15 protein-coding genes and 1 rRNA gene (1 of these 16 only partly in view) are annotated in these 20925 nt (G+C 37.7%); 14 read left to right on the forward strand and 2 right to left on the reverse strand.

The window, feature by feature from the left end:
- Window positions 1-133 precede the first annotated feature (133 nt).
- Window positions 134-1744: an aspartate 4-decarboxylase gene (gene aspD / locus IGL07_RS04725; RefSeq protein WP_010817140.1), complete on the forward strand. Its 1611-nt coding sequence runs from the start codon at window positions 134-136 to the stop codon at window positions 1742-1744.
- A gap of 142 nt (window positions 1745-1886) precedes the next feature.
- The gene (locus IGL07_RS04730; protein ID WP_010712265.1) at window positions 1887-2972 is read left to right on the forward strand and encodes a hypothetical protein; all 1086 of its coding nucleotides are present in this window, start codon (window positions 1887-1889) and stop codon (window positions 2970-2972) included.
- 115 nt (window positions 2973-3087) lie between these two features.
- Here the strand turns inward: IGL07_RS04730 and IGL07_RS04735 are convergent, their stop codons facing one another.
- Window positions 3088-3891: a Cof-type HAD-IIB family hydrolase gene (locus IGL07_RS04735; protein WP_002355941.1), complete on the reverse strand. Its 804-nt coding sequence runs from the start codon at window positions 3889-3891 to the stop codon at window positions 3088-3090.
- A 205-nt stretch (window positions 3892-4096) separates the two neighbouring features.
- Between IGL07_RS04735 and IGL07_RS04740 the strand changes: the two genes are divergently transcribed.
- The 3 genes from IGL07_RS04740 (at window position 4097) to IGL07_RS04750 (ending at window position 7635) form a co-directional block, all read left to right on the forward strand.
- Complete coding sequence (locus tag IGL07_RS04740; RefSeq protein ID WP_002385113.1) at window positions 4097-4672, forward strand: DUF1361 domain-containing protein; 576 nt, start codon at window positions 4097-4099, stop codon at window positions 4670-4672.
- A gap of 151 nt (window positions 4673-4823) precedes the next feature.
- Window positions 4824-6230: an NCS2 family permease gene (locus IGL07_RS04745; protein ID WP_002355943.1), complete on the forward strand. Its 1407-nt coding sequence runs from the start codon at window positions 4824-4826 to the stop codon at window positions 6228-6230.
- 208 nt (window positions 6231-6438) lie between these two features.
- Complete coding sequence (locus IGL07_RS04750; protein ID WP_002381323.1) at window positions 6439-7635, forward strand: multidrug efflux MFS transporter; 1197 nt, start codon at window positions 6439-6441, stop codon at window positions 7633-7635.
- A 54-nt stretch (window positions 7636-7689) separates the two neighbouring features.
- Here IGL07_RS04750 and IGL07_RS04755 read toward each other — a convergent pair whose 3' ends face one another.
- Entirely contained in the window at window positions 7690-7875 is a 186-nt protein-coding gene (locus IGL07_RS04755; RefSeq protein ID WP_002355945.1) for a YjzD family protein, read from the reverse strand.
- 117 nt (window positions 7876-7992) lie between these two features.
- Between IGL07_RS04755 and dnaE the strand changes: the two genes are divergently transcribed.
- The 9 genes from dnaE to IGL07_RS04800 form a co-directional block, all read left to right on the forward strand.
- Window positions 7993-11322, forward strand: coding sequence for a DNA polymerase III subunit alpha (dnaE, locus tag IGL07_RS04760; RefSeq protein ID WP_010817141.1), 3330 nt, complete (start codon window positions 7993-7995; stop codon window positions 11320-11322).
- A 172-nt stretch (window positions 11323-11494) separates the two neighbouring features.
- Window positions 11495-12457 carry a 6-phosphofructokinase gene (gene pfkA, locus IGL07_RS04765; RefSeq protein WP_002355947.1) on the forward strand — a complete coding sequence of 321 codons (963 nt, stop codon included), beginning with the start codon at window positions 11495-11497 and terminating at the stop codon, window positions 12455-12457.
- A gap of 64 nt (window positions 12458-12521) precedes the next feature.
- Window positions 12522-14279 (forward strand): pyruvate kinase, encoded by a 1758-nt coding sequence (pyk, locus tag IGL07_RS04770; RefSeq protein ID WP_010817142.1) that lies wholly within the window; start codon window positions 12522-12524, stop codon window positions 14277-14279.
- A gap of 373 nt (window positions 14280-14652) precedes the next feature.
- Window positions 14653-15222: a YceD family protein gene (locus IGL07_RS04775; protein WP_002363429.1), complete on the forward strand. Its 570-nt coding sequence runs from the start codon at window positions 14653-14655 to the stop codon at window positions 15220-15222.
- Between the two features lie 56 nt (window positions 15223-15278).
- Complete coding sequence (rpmF, locus tag IGL07_RS04780) at window positions 15279-15458, forward strand: 50S ribosomal protein L32 (protein WP_002355952.1); 180 nt, start codon at window positions 15279-15281, stop codon at window positions 15456-15458.
- Window positions 15459-15662: 204 nt separating this feature from the next.
- Complete coding sequence (gndA, locus tag IGL07_RS04785; RefSeq protein ID WP_002355953.1) at window positions 15663-17084, forward strand: NADP-dependent phosphogluconate dehydrogenase; 1422 nt, start codon at window positions 15663-15665, stop codon at window positions 17082-17084.
- Window positions 17085-17241: 157 nt separating this feature from the next.
- Window positions 17242-17928, forward strand: a complete 687-nt coding sequence (locus IGL07_RS04790; protein ID WP_002355954.1) for a response regulator transcription factor — start codon at window positions 17242-17244, stop codon at window positions 17926-17928.
- A 10-nt stretch (window positions 17929-17938) separates the two neighbouring features.
- Window positions 17939-19447, forward strand: a complete 1509-nt coding sequence (locus IGL07_RS04795; RefSeq protein WP_002376241.1) for a HAMP domain-containing sensor histidine kinase — start codon at window positions 17939-17941, stop codon at window positions 19445-19447.
- A gap of 646 nt (window positions 19448-20093) precedes the next feature.
- A 16S ribosomal RNA gene (locus IGL07_RS04800) occupies window positions 20094-20925 on the forward strand (it continues 729 nt past the right edge of the window).

Genomic DNA, 20925 nt, shown 5'->3' on the forward strand with positions numbered 1-20925 from the left:
TTTTTATAAAGGATTGTTTCTTTTTTATTAATTGTCAGAATATTCCGCTTAAATGGTTGACATCTGGAGGTAGAAGAGTAGTATAGACTACATACTAAATACTAAATGACTGCGTGTGCTTCAGGAGGATAAAATGATAACAAGTGATGAATTGACAGAAAACCTTAGTCCGTTTGAATTAAGTCTATTTTTAGAGAAGAAATTACATGAAGAAAATCATAATTTAGAAACATTGCTAAATGCAGGGCGAGGCAATCCTAATTGGACGGCGCCAACACCAAGGGAAGCCTTTTTTTTATTAGGTCAATTTGCTACAAAAGAAACCTTAAGAGAGGGGAGCGAACAAACGGCTGGTATGATTCAGCCAAGCTTTGGTAGAACGCAACGCTTCTTAAACTTTTTAGCAGAAAATCCTAGCAAAGGGGCAACTTTCTTACAAGAAATTTGGACAGCAGAGCATAACTATTTTGGGATGGATAAGGAAATGTGGTTAGATGCCATGTTAGACTATGTGATTGGGGATAATTATCCGAATCCTGTTCGTTGCTTGAAGGCGTGTGAACAACCGATTAAAGCATATTTAAATCAAGAATTATTTTCCAGCGAAGCACAACCGTTTGATATTTTTGCCGTTGAAGGTGGTACAGCAGGGATTTGTTACTTGTTTGATACGTTGGCAAATAATTATTTACTAGAAAAAGGTGATCGTATTGCGTTGTTATTACCAACGTTTGCTCCTTATCTAGAAATTCCAGAACTACCACGTTATGATTTTGACGTGGTTAAAATCAAAGCAGAGCAAATGATCATTGATGGAAAAACGACGTATCAACACTCAAACAAGGAAATTGATAAACTAAAAGACCCGTCCATCAAAGCGGTTTTTGTCGTAAATCCCAGCAATCCAACTGCCAATGCTATGGGAAAACCTACCATTGAACAAATCAAACAAATCGTTGCAGTGGATAACCCTAAGTTAATGATTTTAACAGATGACGTTTACGGAACCTTTGTGCCAGCTTTCCGTTCACTATTTACGGAGTTACCTTACAATACAGCTTGTATCTATTCTTATTCTAAATACTTTGGCGCTACCGGTTGGCGTGTGGGGACCATTGCGGTCAGCCAAGAGAACATCTTTGATCAATTATTAAAAGAATTGCCAGTGGCTCGAAAAATGGAATTACAGGCACGTTATGCTACATTAAATGCAGACACAAGCCAAATTAACTTTATCAGCCGCTTGGTCGCAGACAGCCGCGATATTGCGTTGAACCATGCAGCGGGACTTTCTTCTATTCAGCAAGCGATGATGGCTTTATTTAGTTTGTATGCTTTGTTAAAAGACGGTCAAGCATATAAAGACGAAGTGATGGATATTTGTCATACGCGTGAAAAGCTCTTGTTCCGCACCTTAGGCATTGAAGAGCCTTTAGCAAGTTTAAATACAGCATACTATTGTGAAATTAACTTTAGAGATTGGACAGAAAAACGTTATGGCCCAGAATTTTCAAGTTATTTAACGAAATCGTGGACGATCACAAAAGTATTAACCTCTTTAGCAGAAAAAGAAAAATTAATGCTTTTAAAAGCGGATGCTTTTGGGAGTGACAAATGGTCAGTTCGAATTTCTTTAGCCAATTTAGCTACTAACCAATATAGTGAAGTTGGTAAACGAATGATTCGCCTATCTGAACACATTAAAGAAGAGTGGTTGCGCCAAAAGCGCCAAGCAATTAAATAAAAAAACGCTAAGTCTCTCAAGCTGCAGGAGGCTTAGCGTTTTTGTTTATTATTTATTCATTTTTCCGTCAGTTTTGGTTTATAAATGTTTGCTACACTGGAGATAAGAGGAAATTAAGCGTTTATAAAAAGGAGAGAAGTGAATGAAACATATTAAAGGAATGTTGGTTTTTATCGGATTATTTATTTTGGTTGGTTGTGCGCCAGATCAAGAGCCAACGAAACAAACAACAAGTGGTCCGCAAGAGACAAAGCAAGTGAAGCAAGTTACCGTCACCAATCAAACGACTTCTGCGGTGGAAAAACAAGCGCCGACTAAAAATGACGAACTGATTGCTAATCAATTGACTTTTGATTCTCATGAATACACGTACGAAGTGGTTACAGGGGCCACGCAAACGACATTTGGGACAACCCCACCAGCAAAATATACACCAGAAGAAAAAAAGGAAAAAATGTTTTGGTCCAATCAACCGCCTTTGGGATTAATGACGGGTAACTATTATAAAAATGAAGGTGTATTTACTGGCGGAAATTACGGCATTGTAGAGATTATTACAGAACCTGAAACGCAACGAATTCTGAATGTTGAGTTTACAGAGTTTGCTAGTGACCCTTATTATGATACACGCTATTCGGGTGTCAACAAACGCCTGTCAGATTATCCTGAATTTCAAGCAAGCAACACGCGTACAGACGATACGTTAGTCACCGTTGTTAATGGTATTACTTATGTAGAAAAACAAATGCGTGACGAAAATCGTGTCACAGGTAATTTTTATACGGTACGCGGTTCATCAACTTCTGCGCGTGAAGGATTAATGCCTTTAGCAGCAGAGATGGACACTTGGCTAAAAGAGCCAGCGAAAGAAACGTATATCGGTTACGCAGAAGATTTAGGCAATGGCCTAATCGGTCGACTTCAAGTGATAACAGAAGAGCAGAAAATAAAACATGTCAGCTATGATGAATACTTTTCAGATGAACAGGAAAAAATCACAGAAACAGCTCTGCGGCCTTTTTATCGTCAATCGAAATATTATTCACCAGGATACAATAAACAAACCAACAATTCTTTTATTCATTTTGTAGATGCACTAACAAAGGCCATTACGACACAACAAACTTTATCCGTTAACGAAGAACAAGAGCTACAGCATCCGTCTTTTACTACTTATCAAAGATTGGCTGAAAAAATCAGCACGTTTCAAAATTCATTGAAGGAATAAAAAAAACGAAAGTAGGGCATAAGTCGTTTCGACTTATGCCCTACTTTCGTAATCTTAAGATTATCAGCTAAACCAAAGCAAGTTCTTTTTAAAGAAATACTTTTATCTTAGCCTTTTATAGATCTAAATAATTTTCTAAGTAATCTGCTAAACCATCTTGATCATTTGTTTTTTCAGTGACATCGTTGGCTACGGATTTAATTTTATCCGTGGCATTGTTCATAGCAACACCCCAACCAGCATAACTTAACATTTCTTCGTCATTATGTTCATCGCCAAAAGCAATGATATCAGCTGGTTTGACAGATAAAAAGTTCGCCACTTGATCAACGCCATGGGCTTTTTGAATTCCTTTTGCGACCATTTCTAAAATAGGCATTGGACCGCCCCAAGTGCGGACATCAATATAGTCACCATATTGTTTTGTCAATGTATCAGCAACTTTTTCAGCTTGGTTTGGTGTGGTCCGAACCATCATTGAGGTAGGATTTGTTCGTAAATTTTTAGCAGTAAGTAAATTATCTAAGGTTGCTTTGGAAGCAAAAAATTTCGGATCGAACCCATCTAACGTATCGATATAAAATGTTTCTTTGTTTTCAGCAGCAACAAAATCTAATTGTAATTCTTTTTTCTGTGCCAAAATATCAAAGACTAGGTCACGTTCAATATTGGCTTCGCTTTCCAAGTCCCATTTTTTCTCTGGAATGTGGACTAAAGCGCCATTAAAGTTAACCATAGGGGTCGTTAGGCCAAGTTGTTGGTAAAATTGATGACTCATTCTATAGGGACGTCCAGTGGCAATACTGACGTAATGACCGTTGTCAATCGCTTTTTTTAGTGTTTGTTCGGTTTTTGGACTGATTAAAGACTGTGCATTTAATGTTGTGCCGTCTAAATCAATAGCAATTAATTTTTTCAAGTAAAAATTCCTCCTAAATGCCTTTTACTCAGTCTAGCATAAAACCGAAGATTATCAAGGGGAGAAGCATGTTCATTTATAAGGTTTAAAAAAAAGCTTAAGAAGTATGCTACACTAAAATAAACCGTTTGAAAAAGGAGCGCAGAGCATCTTGAAAAATTCTAGAAATTATTTACGAGTGATCACCTTAATCTATTGTATCTATATGTGGTTATTTGCTACGCATTTTCATTTTATGGCGTTGAACGTGTTGTTAGCCTATATTCCAATTGAACTTAGTTATCTTTTAAACGCAGAAAAACGTAAAAGGGATTGGTTGATAGGTTTTGCTTGGTTAATTTTTTATCCTAATGCGCCGTACCTATTTACGGATTTTTTTCATTTAGAAACGCTATCTATTTATCGAGGCTTTAATACGATTTTTGCAAACCAAATTGGTGATTGGTGGGCGTTTGTTTGCTTAACTAGCGGGATTGTTATATATGGGCTTTTAGGGATGAAAACAGTAACAACTGTTAGCCAGAAATTGCAAAGTTATTGCGGCTATAGAACAATTGTAGTCTTTCAAGCCAGCCTTCATTTCTTGTCTGCTTTGGCGATTTATGTTGGACGTTTTGATCGATTACACAGTGTCTATCTTTTTATGAGTCCAATTGAAACAGTGAAAATTATCTTTTTTGACTGGTCCCTTCAAAAATTAATGTTTATTTTATTAATGATGTTTCTACAGATGCTATTGTTTGGGCTAATCCAATTATTAGGAAAAGAAGAAGCAATGTAAAGCTTTTTCTTTTTTTATATCTGCAAAACACGAACATTATATAGAAAAGTATATATAATAGTTAATATTTTGTTGTAAAAAGATAGCGATTCTCTTATAATCAAAGAGTAATTATTCGAAAACATGGATTTTAAGGGAGAGAAGTGCAATTATGAATACGTTTTTCAAATTAAAGGAAAACAAGACAACGGTATCAACTGAAATAATGGCGGGGGTTACGACCTTTTTTGCAATGAGTTATATTTTATTTGTTAATCCGTCCATTCTTTCAGAAACAGGGATGCCTTTTCAGGCTGTTTTTTTAGCGACCATTATTGCTTCAATCATTGGTACATTAATTATGGGGCTGTTTGCTAATGTACCTTACGCTCAAGCACCGGGGATGGGACTCAATGCTTTCTTCACGTTTACGGTCGTTTTTGGGATGGGGTATACATGGCAACAAGCATTAGCAATGGTTTTTATTTGTGGTTTGATTAATATTTTGATTACAGTGACAAAAATTCGCAAAATGATTATTAAAGCAATTCCAGAGAGTTTGCAACATGCTATTGGTGGTGGGATTGGAATTTTTGTCGCTTATGTAGGGTTGAAAAATGCTGGCTTACTAAGTTTCACAGTACAAGCAGAACCTCAAAATGGTGTTGTGAATGGTTCGAGTATCGTGCCCGCTTTAGGAAATTTTGATAATCCAGCTATTATTTTGGCGGTAATTGGGCTAGTTTTAACAACGATTTTAGTTGTCACGAATGTTCGTGGGGCTATTTTAATTGGCATTGTGGTTACTACGTTAGTCGCAATTCCAATGGGGGTGGTAGACACTGCTTCGGTTGATTGGCATGCTAATTCGTTGGGCAATTCATTTAAAGAATTAGGTACAACTTTTGGCGCTGCTTTTGGTGCTGAGGGCTTACAGTCATTGTTTAGCGATTCTTCAAAAATTCCTCAAGTTTTAATGACCATTATTGCCTTCAGTTTATCAGATACGTTTGATACAATTGGAACATTTATCGGTACGGGACGTCGAACAGGGATTTTCTCTAAAGAAGATGAATTAGCTTTAGAAGATAGTAAGGGCTTCAGCACTAAAATGGACAAAGCTTTATTTGCAGATGCTATTGCAACATCTATCGGTGCGATTTTTGGTACATCGAATACGACAACTTATGTAGAAAGTGCAGCAGGAATCGGTGCGGGTGGTCGAACAGGTTTGACATCGGTAGTGGTAGCAATTCTATTTGCCCTAAGTAGTCTTTTTTCACCACTTATTGCTATTGTGCCAGCACAAGCTACGGCTCCAGCGTTAATTTTAGTGGGAATTATGATGTTAGCTTCTTTCAAAGACATCAATTGGACGGATTTAGAAGATGCGATTCCAGCATTTTTTGCTTCAATTTTCATGGGATTATGTTATAGCATCTCTTATGGGATTGCTGCTGGGTTCATCTTTTATGCAGTGGTGAAAGTAGTCAAAGGAAAAGCCAAAGAAGTTTCACCAATTATTTGGGTCATTGATGCGTTGTTTATCTTAAACTTTGTAATCTTAGCTATTTTATAGTAAACAGAAGTGAGGCTGAGATAACAGCGGTTAGCTTCGAAGGTGTTGCATTTGTTCAGCTATTTATCTTAAGCCCAAGTGTTAAGAAGTCTGGCAGATTGGTCGTTTTGGCCGGTCTGCCAGACTTTTTTTAAAAGAATTTTCTTTTGAGAGATTCACTCTTTTAGAGTATAGTGGTAGGTGAAGAGGTGATAAGGTGGATAAAAGTATGAAAATAAAATGGAAGCAGAATTTGTTAGTCGCATGGATTGGTTGCTTTTTTACAGGGGCGAGTATTAGCTTAGTTATGCCGTTTATTCCAGTATATGTTGAACAATTAGGGACGCCTAAGAGTCAAGTAGAGTTGTTTTCTGGATTGGCAATTTCTGTCACGGCGTTTGCTGCTGCGATTGTTGCACCGATTTGGGGAAATTTAGCTGATCGAAAAGGTCGGAAAATTATGATGATTCGGGCTGCAGCAGGAATGACGATCACAATGGGGGCGTTAGCGTTTGTCCCTAATGTATACTGGCTGTTGATTATGCGTTTTATGAACGGGATTTTATCCGGCTATATTCCTAACGCAACAGCGATGATTGCGTCGCAGGCGCCAAAAGAGAAAAATGGCTGGGCTCTAGGGACATTATCAACAGGTGCAATTGCTGGGACGTTAATTGCGCCATCGATTGGCGGTGCGTTGGCACAGTGGTTTGGAATGGAAAATGTCTTTATTATTACCGGTGTTATTTTATTCATTACAACGTTGTTGACTATCTTTTTAGTTAAAGAAGATTTTCAACCAGTTGAGAAAAAGGATTTATTAACGACGAAAGAAATTTTTAGTAAGATGGATCATGTTTCAGTATTGATTGGTTTGTTTGTGACTACGTTAATTTTACAATTAGGAATTACAAGTATCAGCCCAATCTTAACGCTATATATTCGATCTTTAAGTGGCGATACAGAGAATGTATTATTTGTTAGTGGTTTGATTGTTTCGATTGCCGGTGTTTCAGCAATTATTTCTTCTCCAACTTTGGGAAAAATTGGGGACCGCATTGGGAACCAAAAAGTTTTATTAGGCGGATTAATTCTTTCTTTTATTTGTTACATTCCCATGGCGTTTGTGCAAACACCTTTTCAGTTAGGTGTTTTACGATTCCTTTTAGGTTTTTCAACAGGCGCATTAATGCCATCGATTAATACGTTAATTAGTAAAATAACGCCAACAGAGGGCGTAAGTAGAGTTTATAGTTACAATCAGATGTGTAGTAATTTCGGTCAAGTTTTAGGACCGATGGTAGGGTCGACAGTTGCCCATGGTTTTGGCTATTCTTCTGTTTTTCTGGTAACCGCTTGTTTCGTTTTAGGAAACATTGGGTTGTCCTTCTTTAATTTCCGAAAAGTTTTAAATAAAAAGCTCTAAACAGTTGAAAAGATAAAAAAACCAGTTACAATAACTTTAGTAACTGGTTTTTTCTTATTTAACAGGTTTGGTTTCTTTCGGTACTGCAAAGTGTGCAATTAATAAAATAATAACGGCTGTTGCCAACGATAGAATCGTTGTCATTTTAAAGTCGTATGAACCACCAGATAATGCACCGCCGATATATCCAACGACTTGGCCTAATGCGAAGGTCCAGAAAAATACAACAAGATAACGCATATGAGCACCTCTTTTCTAGCTCTTAGTTTAGCATATTTTCTTTAAAAGTAAAGAATCCGCGATAGGAAAATAAGAGAAGAGGAAAAAAATAGCAAGGATTCAAAAAGGAGCTGTCCAATGTCATTTCCACAATTACATACCGTTACTTCCTATTCGCTTTTATCTAGTACGGTTAGGATTCGTTCCTATGTAAAACAAGCGAAAGCGTTAGGTTATCAAACATTAGCGATTACCGATATCAATGTCTTGCATGGGGCGGTTGAATTTTATGAAGCATGCCAAGAAGCGGGAATTCAACCAATTATCGGTTTAAGATTAGAATATACCCCAGCAGAAAAAGAAGGGCATTCCGAGTTGCTTTTATTTGCTAAAAATTTAAAAGGGTATCAGCAATTAATGCAACTATCTAGCAGCAAAATGACGACAGAGGGTCCCTTTTACTTAGCGGAACATCAATCCTTATTAAGTGATTTATTTGCCGTGACTTTGTCAGCTAAAGGAGAAGTCGCCCAAACATTTTTTGAAGATGAACAACAAGCGGTTCACGCTTTCCAACAACTTGCTTCATATTTTGATCCCCAGTCGTTATTTGTTGAACATTCTTTTTCAATGAATCAACAACGCAATCCAGCGCTCTTTTCTTTTTACCAAAGAGAACAATTACCTGGCGTGGCTTTGCAAGAGGTACGTCATTTAACAAGGGAAGAAGGCTTTGCCGTAACTGTTCTTGAGAGCATCAAAGAAAATAATCAATTGAATATTACAAGCCAAACACCGGAAATAGAAGGTCTGAATTACTTGCGTGAAGCAGAGACGACGATGGAACAAATGCTTCAAATAGCTGGTGCAGAAGTGGTCCAGAATACGATTCAGCTAGCTGAAAATTGCCGAGTTGACATTCCTTTACATCAAAAATTATTACCGCATTTTCCTGTGCCAGCTAATCAAACGGCAGGTTCTTATTTACGTACATTGTGTTTAGAAAAATTACCAGAAAGAGTGACTCATCTAAATGAAGTTTACCAAAAACGATTAGAAAAAGAGTTAACCATCATTCACAATATGGGTTTTGATGATTACTTTTTAATCGTTTGGGATGTGATGGACTTCTGTCATAACAATCAAATTGTTACAGGCGCTGGCCGAGGTTCAGCTGCAGGCTCTTTAGTGTCCTATGTGCTATCAATTACAGATGTAGATCCAATCAAATATGATTTGCTTTTTGAACGTTTTTTGAATCCAGAACGCTACACGATGCCCGATATTGATTTAGATATTCCTGATAATCGGCGGGAGGAAGTTTTAGCTTATGTCAGTCAAAAATATGGTCATTATCACATGGCGCAAATTGCCACGTTTGGTACGATGGCTGCGAAAATGGTTTTACGGGACGTTGCACGTGTTTTCGGGTTGTCCCAGAGTGAAGCGAATCGTTGGTCGGCAGCTGTCCCAAACAAGCTGAAAATTACGTTAGAAGAAGCGTACCAAGAGTCGAAACGGATGCAAGAATTGGTCAATTTTTCGCCAAATAATCAATTGCTCTATAAAACAGCTGTTCAGCTAGAAGGATTGCCTCGCCATGTTTCTACGCACGCAGCAGGTGTGGTAATTAGTGATGAAAATCTTTTGAATTTGGTTCCGTTACAACCAGGATCGAATGAAATTTTATTGACCCAATTTACTATGAATGATGTTGAAAAAATTGGTCTTCTGAAAATGGATTTCTTGGGCTTAAGAAATTTATCCATCATTGATGATACCCTCACAGCTGTTAAACGCGTCTATAATCAAACCATTCGTTTAAATCAGATTCCATTAAATGACGAAACAACGCTGGCTTTATTTAGAAAAGGGGAAACAAGTGGTGTTTTCCAGTTTGAATCTGCTGGAATTCGGAATGTATTAAGAAAATTAGGACCAACTAGCATTGAAGATATTGCTGCTGTCAATGCCTTGTATCGTCCTGGGCCGATGCAAAATATTGATGTTTTCATCCGCCGGAAAAAAGGCTTGGAACAAATTAGTTATCCAGAGCCTAGTCTCGCCCCCATTTTAGAAAATACGTACGGAATTATTGTTTACCAAGAGCAGATTATGCAAGTTGCTGCGAAAATGGCAGGCTTCTCTTTAGGACAAGCTGACATTTTACGTCGGGCCATTAGTAAAAAGAAAAAAGATGTGCTAGATGAAGAACGAAATCATTTTGTTAATGGTGCGTTACAACAAGGCTATCCCCAAGAAACAGCTAACCAAGTGTACGATTATATTGAGCGCTTTGCTAATTATGGCTTTAACCGCTCGCATGCATTTGCCTATTCCTTTATTGGTTTTCAAATGGCTTACTTGAAGGTTCATTATCCGAGTGCTTTTTATGTCGCATTGTTGCATTCTGTTCGTCATAATCCAACAAAAATTAAAGAATATATTGGCGAAGCTAGAAAAAACAAGCAGACGATTTTGCAGCCGTCAATTAACCAAAGTCACTACAGCTTTTACCTAAATCAGCAACAGCAAATTTTATTTGGTTTTAGTTCTTTAAAAGGAATCCGCCGAGACTTCATTCAAAATATTTTAAATGAACGCCGAGAAAACGGACCGTACAAAACGTTCGATGAGTTTCTTTTGCGAATTGACCGTAAGTGGTTGAAAGTTGAAAATATCGAACCATTGATTGCCATCGGTGCATTTGACGAAATTGCGCCTAATCGCCGTCAATTAGCAGTAGGTTTAGAGAGTAATATCCAAAGTATTCTTCTCAGCGGTGGTAGTATGGATTTGTTAGAAACGTTGAAGCCAAAGGAAGAAGAAATTGCCGATTATCCGCTAGAAGAGCGACTAGAACAAGAAGAACAATATTTAGGGGTCTATTTATCAGGACATCCGACAGAAGAGTTCAAAAAAACACGCTTAGCCAAGCAAACGCAACTTGTTCATGAACTTGTTGAAAATCAGCCCACGAAATTATTGATTTATGTCAAAAACATTCGGACGATTCGGACCAAAAAGGGAGAACAAATGGCCTTTGTTGATGGCGATGATACAACAGGAAGTATTTCACTAACATTGTTCCCAACTGTTTTTCGCCAGTTAAGACAGAGTGTCGAGAAAGGGCAAGTTTATTATGTGGAAGGAAAAGTGGAACGCAGTACGTACAATCAAGAATTGCAAATATTGGTTCAACGAATAGAAAAAGCCCAACAAGTAGAAACATCAATTAGTGACGAAACGTGTTTTATCAGAATTACAAAAGATGTCGAACAAACGGACGTTTTTCAGAAAATGAAAGAGGTACTCAGTCGTCATGCTGGACACATTCCAGTGATTGTCTATTTTGAAAAAACAGGAAAGAAAATAGTATTAAATGAAGAAAATTGGGTCGCTCATACAAGCGCTAGCCAGCAACAATTAGCTTACGTTTTAGGCGAGCAAAACGTCATTTTCAAATGATTTACGGTAAAAAATACTAGTTGTTTTCAACTTTTTTCATTTTTTTCTTCTTAAATCAAGACATTTTGGTTCTTTAATGGTAAAATGAATGACGTAATATTTTTGTATATCAATTTTTGCGAAAAGGTTTCTTTTGGCAGTTGAAAGTATATTATATGAGGTGAAATAGCGAATGAAACGCATTGGTATTTTAACCAGCGGGGGAGATGCCCCTGGAATGAACGCTGCAATTCGTGCAGTCGTACGCAAAAGTATTTTTGATGGAATCGAAGTTTACGGTATTAACTATGGATTTGCCGGTTTAGTCGCAGGCGACATCCGTCGTTTAGATGTTGCTGACGTTGGCGATAAGATTCAACGTGGTGGAACATTCTTGTACTCTGCTCGTTATCCTGAATTTGCTACTGAAGAAGGGCAATTAAAAGGAATCGAACAATTGAAAAAATTCGGTATTGAGGGCTTAGTTGTTATTGGTGGAGACGGTTCTTATCATGGCGCAATGGCTTTGACAAAACGTGGTTTCCCTGCTGTTGGAATTCCTGGAACAATTGATAATGATATTCCTGGAACAGATTTCACAATCGGTTTTGATACAGCGATTAACACTGTTTTGGAATCAATTGACCGAATTCGTGATACAGCGACTTCTCATGTTCGTACATTCGTTATCGAAGTAATGGGACGTAACGCTGGTGATATCGCATTGTGGTCAGGCGTGGCAGGCGGAGCAGATGAAATCATTATTCCTGAACATGATTTTGATATGAAAAACGTTGCCAAACGTATTCAAGAAGGCCGCGACCGCGGGAAAAAACATTGCTTAATCATTTTAGCAGAAGGCGTAATGGGCGGAAATGAATTTGCTGATAAACTTTCTGAATACGGTGATTTCCATACGCGTGTATCAATTTTAGGACACGTGGTTCGTGGGGGCTCGCCAAGTGCTCGTGACCGTGTATTAGCAAGTAAATTTGGGTCATATGCTGTTGAACTTCTAAAAGAAGGCAAAGGCGGTTTATGTATCGGTATGTTAGATAACCAAGTAGTTGCAGCTGATATTATTGACACGTTAGAAAACAATAAACACAAACCAGATTTATCTCTTTATGAGTTAAATCATGAAATTTCTTTTTAATCTTGTATATTAGCTAATCTTATTAGCTTTGTATAAACAAATTTGGAATAGGAGCGTTTTAGTAATGAAAAAAACGAAAATCGTATGTACGATTGGACCAGCTAGTGAATCCGTTGATATGCTAGTAAACTTAATTAATGCAGGTATGAATGTTTGCCGTTTGAACTTTTCACATGGTGACTACGAAGAGCATGGTGCTCGTATTAAAAACATTCGTGAAGCTGTAAAAATTACAGGGAAACGCGTAGCGATCTTACTAGATACAAAAGGTCCTGAAATCCGCACAAATGACATGGAAAATGGCGCAATCACAATGAAAATTGGTGATTCAGTACGTATTTCTATGACAGAAGTTTTAGGAACAAATGAAAAATTCTCAATCACTTATCCAGAATTAATCAATGATGTAAACGTAGGTTCACACATTCTTTTAGATGATGGTTTAATCGATTTAGAAGTAACTGATATCGACCGTGATGCAAACGAAATCGTAACAGTTGTTAAAAACGAAGGCGTCTTGAAAAACAAAAAAGGCGTTAACGTACCAGGCGTTTCTGTAAACTTACCAGGGATCACTGAAAAAGATGCTAACGATATCCGTTTCGGAATTGGTCAAGGAATTGACTTTATCGCAGCTAGCTTCGTTCGTCGTGCTTCTGACGTTTTAGAAATCACTAAAATTTTAGAAGAAGAAAACGCAACACACATCCAAATCATTCCTAAAATCGAAAACCAAGAAGGTATCGATAATATCGATGAAATCTTAAAAGTTTCTGATGGTTTAATGGTTGCTCGTGGCGACATGGGTGTTGAAATTCCAACAGAAGATGTTCCAGTTGTCCAAAAAGCTTTAATTAAAAAATGTAATGCTTTAGGTAAACCAGTTATCACTGCAACACAAATGTTAGATTCAATGCAACGTAACCCACGTCCAACACGTGCGGAAGCAAATGACGTAGCAAACGCAATCTACGATGGAACAGATGCAGTAATGTTATCAGGCGAAACTGCAGCAGGGGATTACCCATTAGAAGCTGTTCAAACAATGGCTCGTATTGCAGTTCGTACAGAAGAAACATTAGTTAACCAAGATTCATTCGCATTGAAATTATATAGCAAAACAGATATGACTGAAGCAATCGGACAATCTGTTGGCCATACAGCACGTAACTTGGGTATCCAAACAATCGTTGCGGCAACAGAATCAGGCCATACAGCACGTATGATCTCTAAATACCGTCCAAAAGCACATATCGTTGCAATTACGTTCTCAGAACAAAAAGCACGTAGCTTATCATTATCATGGGGTGTTTACGCAACAGTTGCTGACAAACCATCAAGCACAGATGAAATGTTTAACTTAGCTTCAAAAGTATCACAAGAAGAAGGTTATGCTTCAGAAGGTGATTTAATCATTATCACTGCTGGTGTTCCAGTTGGCGAAAAAGGCACAACAAACTTAATGAAAATTCAAATGATCGGTTCTAAATTAGTTCAAGGTCAAGGTGTCGGCGAAGAAGCAATTATTGCAAAAGCCGTTGTGGCAGGAACTGCTGAAGAAGCAGTTGCTAAAGCGACTGAAGGAGCTGTTTTAGTTACAAAAACAACAGATAAAGAATACATGCCTGCAATTGAAAAAGCATCAGCATTAGTTGTTGAAGAAGGTGGTTTAACTTCTCATGCAGCTGTTGTAGCGATTGCGCAAAATATTCCAGTTATCGTAGGTGCTGCAGATGCAACATCATTAATTAATAATGACGAAGTGATTACTGTTGATCCTCGTCGTGGTATTGTTTACCGCGGAGCAACAACAGCTATCTAAGTCTAATTAATTCAATCATTTGATTTTAAGCAATATGTACTCGGACGCAAAGCTGGGACAAACCGATTCGTCAGTTTGTCTCAGCTTTTTTTACAAAGAAGACAGTAGTACGAAATGTTCAGAAAACACGTATTCAGTAAATAAAGAGTTGGGCACAAATAGTAAAATTATGTCTGAGTTTTAAATTATTTATGTTATTTCACACAAAAATTTTGTTATTTAATTAAATAAGCGCTAAGTTATCTTCAACAGAAAAACAATTATAAAAAAAACGAAAGAAAAACAGGAAATAAGAAAGGGCTGTCAAGAAAATTTCATTGACAAAGCTTTCATACCCCTGTATAATAGCTTTTGTTGCTTAGGAGTGATAATTATGAAGTGGTCTTTGTTAGAATTAAATAAATACAAAGAAGAGCCGCTAGTGTTTTCAGAAACATTGCATCTTAAAGAAGAGCTTCTTCAACGAGATGATACCTTGTTGGATGTAAGTCCAATCAAAGTAGAAGGCTTATTAGCAGTCAATAAATCAGAATATTTACTTCATTACACTATTCAGGTAACTGTAACCGTTCCTTCATCCCGTTCTTTAGAACCTGTGGCTTTGCCAATGCAAATCACGGTCGATGAAGTCTTTATGACAAAAGAACAAATGGATACAAGAGATGAACGATTTGCAGCTGAAGAGATTATTTTATTGGACAAGCCAACAATTGATTTAGATGAATCTGTCGAAGACAACATTCTATTGTCCATTCCAATTCAAGTGCTTACAGAAGAAGAACAAAACAGTCAAGAAATGCCAAGTGGCAATGACTGGGAAGTGATTTCAGAAGAAGCATATTTGGAAAGTAAGCAGAAAGCAGCAGAACAAACAGTGGATCCTCGTCTGGCTAAACTATCAGAATTACTCAGCGATAATGCTGAAGAGGAAGATAACAGCTAGGTTGGAATATATTGTGTATGTAAATACACGCATCTTTACAAGGAGGTGGAACAACAATGGCAGTACCAGCTAGAAGAACTTCTAAAGCGAAAAAAGCAAAACGTCGCACACACTACAAATTAACAATCAAAGGCTTAAATGCATGCTCAAACTGTGGTGAAATGAAAAAAAGCCATCACGTATGTCCAGCATGTGGTCACTACGATGGAAAAGACGTAATGTCTAAAGAAGCATAAGCATAAAAACATTTTTTGAAATGTTGAATCCCCTAGGCTAACCATGGAGCCTAGGGGATTTGTATTTTTTTAAGAAAATATGAAGAAATTGGAAATTTATTGGCACTATATTGTTTTCATATGAAAGATAGTGCGTTATAATAGTGAGGATTATAAGAGAATGCTCATAGAATTTTCGTTGATTATAATATAGGAGGTCATAAAATGACAAAACAACAATTTGGCGTAGTCGGCATGGCTGTCATGGGAAAAAATCTTGCTTTAAACATTGAAAGCAGAGGCTATACAGTTGCGCTGTATAACCGTACAGGATCAAAAACAACAGAAGTGGTTGAAGAACATCCTGACAAAAACTTTCAAGCAACATACTCAATTGAGGAATTTGTGAATGCAATTGAAAAACCTCGTCGAATTATGTTGATGGTTAAAGCTGGACCTGCAACAGATGCGACAATCCAAGAATTGTTACCACACCTTGATAAAGGCGACATCTTAATTGATGGCGGTAATACGTTCTTCAAAGACACAATGCGACGTAATGAAGAACTAGCAAACTCAGGAATTAACTTTATTGGTACTGGCGTTTCTGGCGGAGAAGAAGGAGCCTTGAAAGGACCATCTATCATGCCTGGCGGACAAAAAGAAGCATATGAGTTAGTTGCGCCAATTCTTGAAAAAATTTCAGCTAAAGCAGAAGACGGTGAACCATGTGTGACTTACATTGGCCCAAATGGTGCTGGACATTATGTAAAAATGGTTCATAATGGGATTGAATATGGGGACATGCAATTAATTGCTGAATCCTACGATTTAATGAAACAAATCTTAGGTTTATCTGTTGATGAAATGGCAGAGATTTTCAAAGAATGGAACGAAGGCGAATTAGACAGTTACCTTATCGAGATCACGGCTGACATTTTGACACGTAAAGATGATGAAGGAACCGACCAACCAATCGTTGATGTTATTCTTGATGCAGCAGGCAACAAAGGAACAGGTAAATGGACAAGCCAAAGTGCGTTAGATCTTGGCGTACCATTACCATTAATTACAGAATCAGTATTTGCACGTTTTATTTCGGCTTACAAAGAAGAACGCGTAAAAGCAAGTGGCATTTTATCAAAACCTGCAGCCTTTAACTTTGCAGGCGATAAAAAAGAATTGATTGAAAAAATTCGCGAAGCATTATACTTTAGTAAATTAATGAGTTATGCGCAAGGTTTTGCACAACTCCGTGCAGCTTCTGAAGAATACGGATGGGATTTACCATTTGGTGAAATTGCAAAAATCTGGCGAGCAGGTTGCATTATCCGTGCACAATTCTTACAAAAAATTACCGATGCATATGAAAAAAATCCAGCACTTGAAAACTTGTTGTTAGATGAATACTTCGTAGAAATTACGAAAAAATATCAACAAGCCGTTCGTGAAGTTGTTGCGATTGCTGTTCAAGCAGGTGTTCCTGTACCAACATTCTCATCTGCAATTGCTTATTACGATTCTTATCGTTCAGATCGCTTACCAGCGAATTTAATTCAAGCACAACGTGATTACTTCGGTGCTCATACGTACGAACGCACAGACAAAGAAGGAATCTACCATTACAGCTGGTACAACGAAGAATAAACATGCTGGAGACCATGAGTGTGGCTCACCATGCTCATGGTTTTACTGTGGCTTAAAAAAGAACCAGACAGATTGAGTAGTAATTCTCTAATAAGTAGTAAGGAATAAAAAGGTTGAGCTTGAGTATAGCTTTTAAAGAGAAAGGACAATTAATCAAATGAGCAACATTTTAATTATTGAAGATGAAAAGAACTTAGCGAGATTCGTTGAGCTTGAATTAAAACATGAGGGGTATACGACAGAAGTACACTACAATGGTCGTACAGGATTGGAAGCCGCTCTTAACAACGAATGGGATGCTATCCTTCTTGATTTGATGTTACCAGAATTAAATGGATTAGAAGTATGTCGCCGTGTTCGCCAAGTGAAAAATACACCAATTATTATGATGACTGCGCGTGATTCAGTAATTGACCGTGTTTCTGGCTTAGACCATGGAGCGGATGATTATATTGTTAAACCATTTGCAATTGAAGAATTGTTAGCTCGTTTACGTGCGTTACTTCGTCGTATTGATATTGAGGGCGATAAAAACGTTGCAAAACAAACAACGATTACATATCGTGACTTAACAATTGAAAAAGAAAATCGTGTCGTTCGTCGTAATTCTGAAATGATTGAATTAACAAAACGCGAATACGAATTACTATTAACGCTAATGGAAAACGTGAATGTTGTCTTGGCACGTGATGTGTTACTAAATAAAGTTTGGGGCTATGAAACAGAAGTAGAAACAAACGTTGTGGATGTGTATATCCGCTACTTACGAAATAAAATTGACGTACCTGGAGAAGAAAGCTACATCCAAACTGTCCGTGGAACTGGCTACGTTATGCGTTCGTGAGAACTAATTAATGAAAAGAACGATTAAAAAAGAACTGGAAGGCCCATCTTTAACTATAAAGTGGGCTTTCGCAAGTTCTTTCTTTATATTTGTAGTTTTTACCATTTTTGCGGTGATTACCTATAAGTCTTCTGTCAGTCTTATTGTTGCCAAAGAAAAGGAAAATGTCGAAGCAACGATTGCAGAAGTAACAAATCGATTAGCTAATGCCAATGAAAATTTAACGGTAACAGACGTTTTTGACTATTTAAAAACGCCGAGTGAAAGAGATGAAAACTACTATAATAAGCATACAGCAGTAGAAGGTTCGTTTATGGAAATGGACAGTTTCATATCTGAACTAGGACAACCAGAACTTTATTTATCTGTGTATGACACAAACCAAAAGCTAGTTTTTAAAACACAAAATGAATATGATAAGTTATTACAATTGGATCGACAATTACCTGTTGTTCGAACCGTTTTTGATAAAACCGGTTTTTATTCCGTGGAACCTATTTTTTCAAAAGAAACACGAGAAAAGATTGGCTATATTCAAGCGTTTTATGAACTTTCTTCTTTTTATGAAATTCGTAATCATTTATTATTAACACTTGTAGTTTTAGAAGTGATTTCTCTGATTGTAAGTAGTGTCTTAGGTTTTATTCTCTCTTCTTATTTCTTAAAACCATTAAAAGTATTGAGAGACACGATGGATACAATCCGCAAAGACCCGCAATCAGATGTCCACATGCCGGAGATTAATACGAGAGATGAGTTAGCAGATATCTCGGAAATCTTTAATGAAATGTTAGATCGTATGAGACGCTATATCGAACAACAAGAGCAGTTTGTTGAAGATGTTTCCCATGAATTAAGAACGCCCGTTGCGATTATGGAAGGCCATTTAAACCTTTTAAATCGTTGGGGAAAAGACGATCCTGAAATTTTAGATGAATCATTAAAGGCCAGTTTACAAGAAATTAGTCGCATGAAGAGTTTGGTCCAAGAAATGCTTGACCTTTCACGCGCTGAACAAGTGGACACCCAATATGCAAATGAACGAACAGATGCTAAACAAGTAGTCTACCAAGTATTCAATAACTTCCAATTGGTTTATCCTGAGTTTCATATCACATTAGATGACGATTTACCAACCGAAGTTGAGCTGAAAATCTATCGTAATCACTTTGAACAATTGCTAATTATTCTATTAGATAATGCGATTAAATATTCAACCGATCGAAAAGAAGTGCATATTTCCATTTCTCGAACGATGAATGAATTTGAAATAGCTGTGCAAGATTTTGGTGAAGGAATCACTGAAGAAGACTTGGAGAAAATATTTGATCGATTCTACCGAGTAGATAAAGCCCGTGCAAGAAATAAAGGCGGTAATGGCTTAGGACTATCGATTGCAAAACAATTAGTCGAAAACTATAAAGGACGTATTGATGCAGAAAGCGTATTGCATCAAGGAACGATCTTTAGAATTTTTATTCCAATCGCTGGAATAAAAGACGAGAGCAACGTACAATAAAGTACGTTGCTTTTTTTTACGAATGATTAACGAACATTTCAGTAAGAGAAAAGGGATTATAAGATAAAGAAACGAATGTTTTCTTTGCAGAAAATATTCATCGTTCGAAATTGAAAAAAATGTTATTTTTCTGCAAAATAATAGTTGCGTTTTAGAAAAATCCTTGGTATATTAATATCTGTTCTGACAAACAGTTCGTTAAGAAAAAAGTTTTAAAAAGTTAAAAATTTTTCTTGACGAAAAGATAAATAACATGTTAGAATAACAAAGTCGTTAAAGAGATTGCTTTTAAATCAATCATTTGATCAAAAAAACTTGTTATAAAATAACAAAAAAATTTTAAAAAGTTGTTGACAAACAACTGAGATAATGATAAGATATAGAAGTTGTCACAACAGACAACGACAACCGAGCAAAACAACTTAAAAAAACTTTTTCAAAAAAAGTTCTTGACATTCAAACGAAAGTTTGTTATGATATAAAAGTTGCTGCGAGGTAACGTAGACCTTTGAAAACTGAACAAAGAATAGACGAACCAAATGTGTAGGGCGTCTTGATTCAATTCAAGACAACAAACATTTTTAACAAGCAAGCAATATGCTAGCAAACAAATTGAGCTTAACAATCGCAAGATTGTTCTAACTTTTATTATGAGAGTTTGATCCTGGCTCAGGACGAACGCTGGCGGCGTGCCTAATACATGCAAGTCGAACGCTTCTTTCCTCCCGAGTGCTTGCACTCAACTGGAAAGAGGAGTGGCGGACGGGTGAGTAACACGTGGGTAACCTACCCATCAGAGGGGGATAACACTTGGAAACAGGTGCTAATACCGCATAACAGTTTATGCCGCATGGTATAAGAGTGAAAGGCGCTTTCGGGTGTCGCTGATGGATGGACCCGCGGTGCATTAGCTAGTTGGTGAGGTAACGGCTCACCAAGGCCACGATGCATAGCCGACCTGAGAGGGTGATCGGCCACACTGGGACTGAGACACGGCCCAGACTCCTACGGGAGGCAGCAGTAGGGAATCTTCGGCAATGGACGAAAGTCTGACCGAGCAACGCCGCGTGAGTGAAGAAGGTTTTCGGATCGTAAAACTCTGTTGTTAGAGAAGAACAAGGACGTTAGTAACTGAACGTCCCCTGACGGTATCTAACCAGAAAGCCACGGCTAACTACGTGCCAGCAGCCGCGGTAATACGTAGGTGGCAAGCGTTGTCCGGATTTATTGGGCGTAAAGCGAGCGCAGGCGGTTTCTTAAGTCTGATGTGAAAGCCCCCGGCTCAACCGGGGAGGGTCATTGGAAACTGGGAGACTTGAGTGCAGAAGAGGAGAGTGGAATTCCATGTGTAGCGGTGAAATGCGTAGATATATGGAGGAACACCAGTGGCGAAGGCGGCTCTCTGGTCTGTAACTGACGCTGAGGCTCGAAAGCGTGGGGAGCAAACAGGATTAGATACCCTGGTAGTCCACGCCGTA

This window comes from Enterococcus sp. DIV1368f, assembly GCF_051712245.1.
Classification (GTDB): domain Bacteria; phylum Bacillota; class Bacilli; order Lactobacillales; family Enterococcaceae; genus Enterococcus; species Enterococcus faecalis.

Bases quoted from the DNA above. Each gene is read 5' to 3' on its own strand.
- aspD (WP_010817140.1), top strand. From the start codon at position 134: ATGATAACAAGTGATGAATTGACAGAAAACCTTAGTCCGTTTGAATTA.
- IGL07_RS04730 (WP_010712265.1), top strand. From the start codon at position 1,887: ATGAAACATATTAAAGGAATGTTGGTTTTTATCGGATTATTTATTTTG.
- IGL07_RS04740 (WP_002385113.1), top strand. From the start codon at position 4,097: ATGTGGTTATTTGCTACGCATTTTCATTTTATGGCGTTGAACGTGTTG.
- IGL07_RS04745 (WP_002355943.1), top strand. From the start codon at position 4,824: ATGAATACGTTTTTCAAATTAAAGGAAAACAAGACAACGGTATCAACT.
- IGL07_RS04750 (WP_002381323.1), top strand. From the start codon at position 6,439: ATGAAAATAAAATGGAAGCAGAATTTGTTAGTCGCATGGATTGGTTGC.
- IGL07_RS04755 (WP_002355945.1), bottom strand. From the start codon at position 7,875: ATGCGTTATCTTGTTGTATTTTTCTGGACCTTCGCATTAGGCCAAGTC.
- dnaE (WP_010817141.1), top strand. From the start codon at position 7,993: ATGTCATTTCCACAATTACATACCGTTACTTCCTATTCGCTTTTATCT.
- pfkA (WP_002355947.1), top strand. From the start codon at position 11,495: ATGAAACGCATTGGTATTTTAACCAGCGGGGGAGATGCCCCTGGAATG.
- pyk (WP_010817142.1), top strand. From the start codon at position 12,522: ATGAAAAAAACGAAAATCGTATGTACGATTGGACCAGCTAGTGAATCC.
- IGL07_RS04775 (WP_002363429.1), top strand. From the start codon at position 14,653: ATGAAGTGGTCTTTGTTAGAATTAAATAAATACAAAGAAGAGCCGCTA.
- rpmF (WP_002355952.1), top strand. From the start codon at position 15,279: ATGGCAGTACCAGCTAGAAGAACTTCTAAAGCGAAAAAAGCAAAACGT.
- gndA (WP_002355953.1), top strand. From the start codon at position 15,663: ATGACAAAACAACAATTTGGCGTAGTCGGCATGGCTGTCATGGGAAAA.
- IGL07_RS04790 (WP_002355954.1), top strand. From the start codon at position 17,242: ATGAGCAACATTTTAATTATTGAAGATGAAAAGAACTTAGCGAGATTC.
- IGL07_RS04795 (WP_002376241.1), top strand. From the start codon at position 17,939: ATGAAAAGAACGATTAAAAAAGAACTGGAAGGCCCATCTTTAACTATA.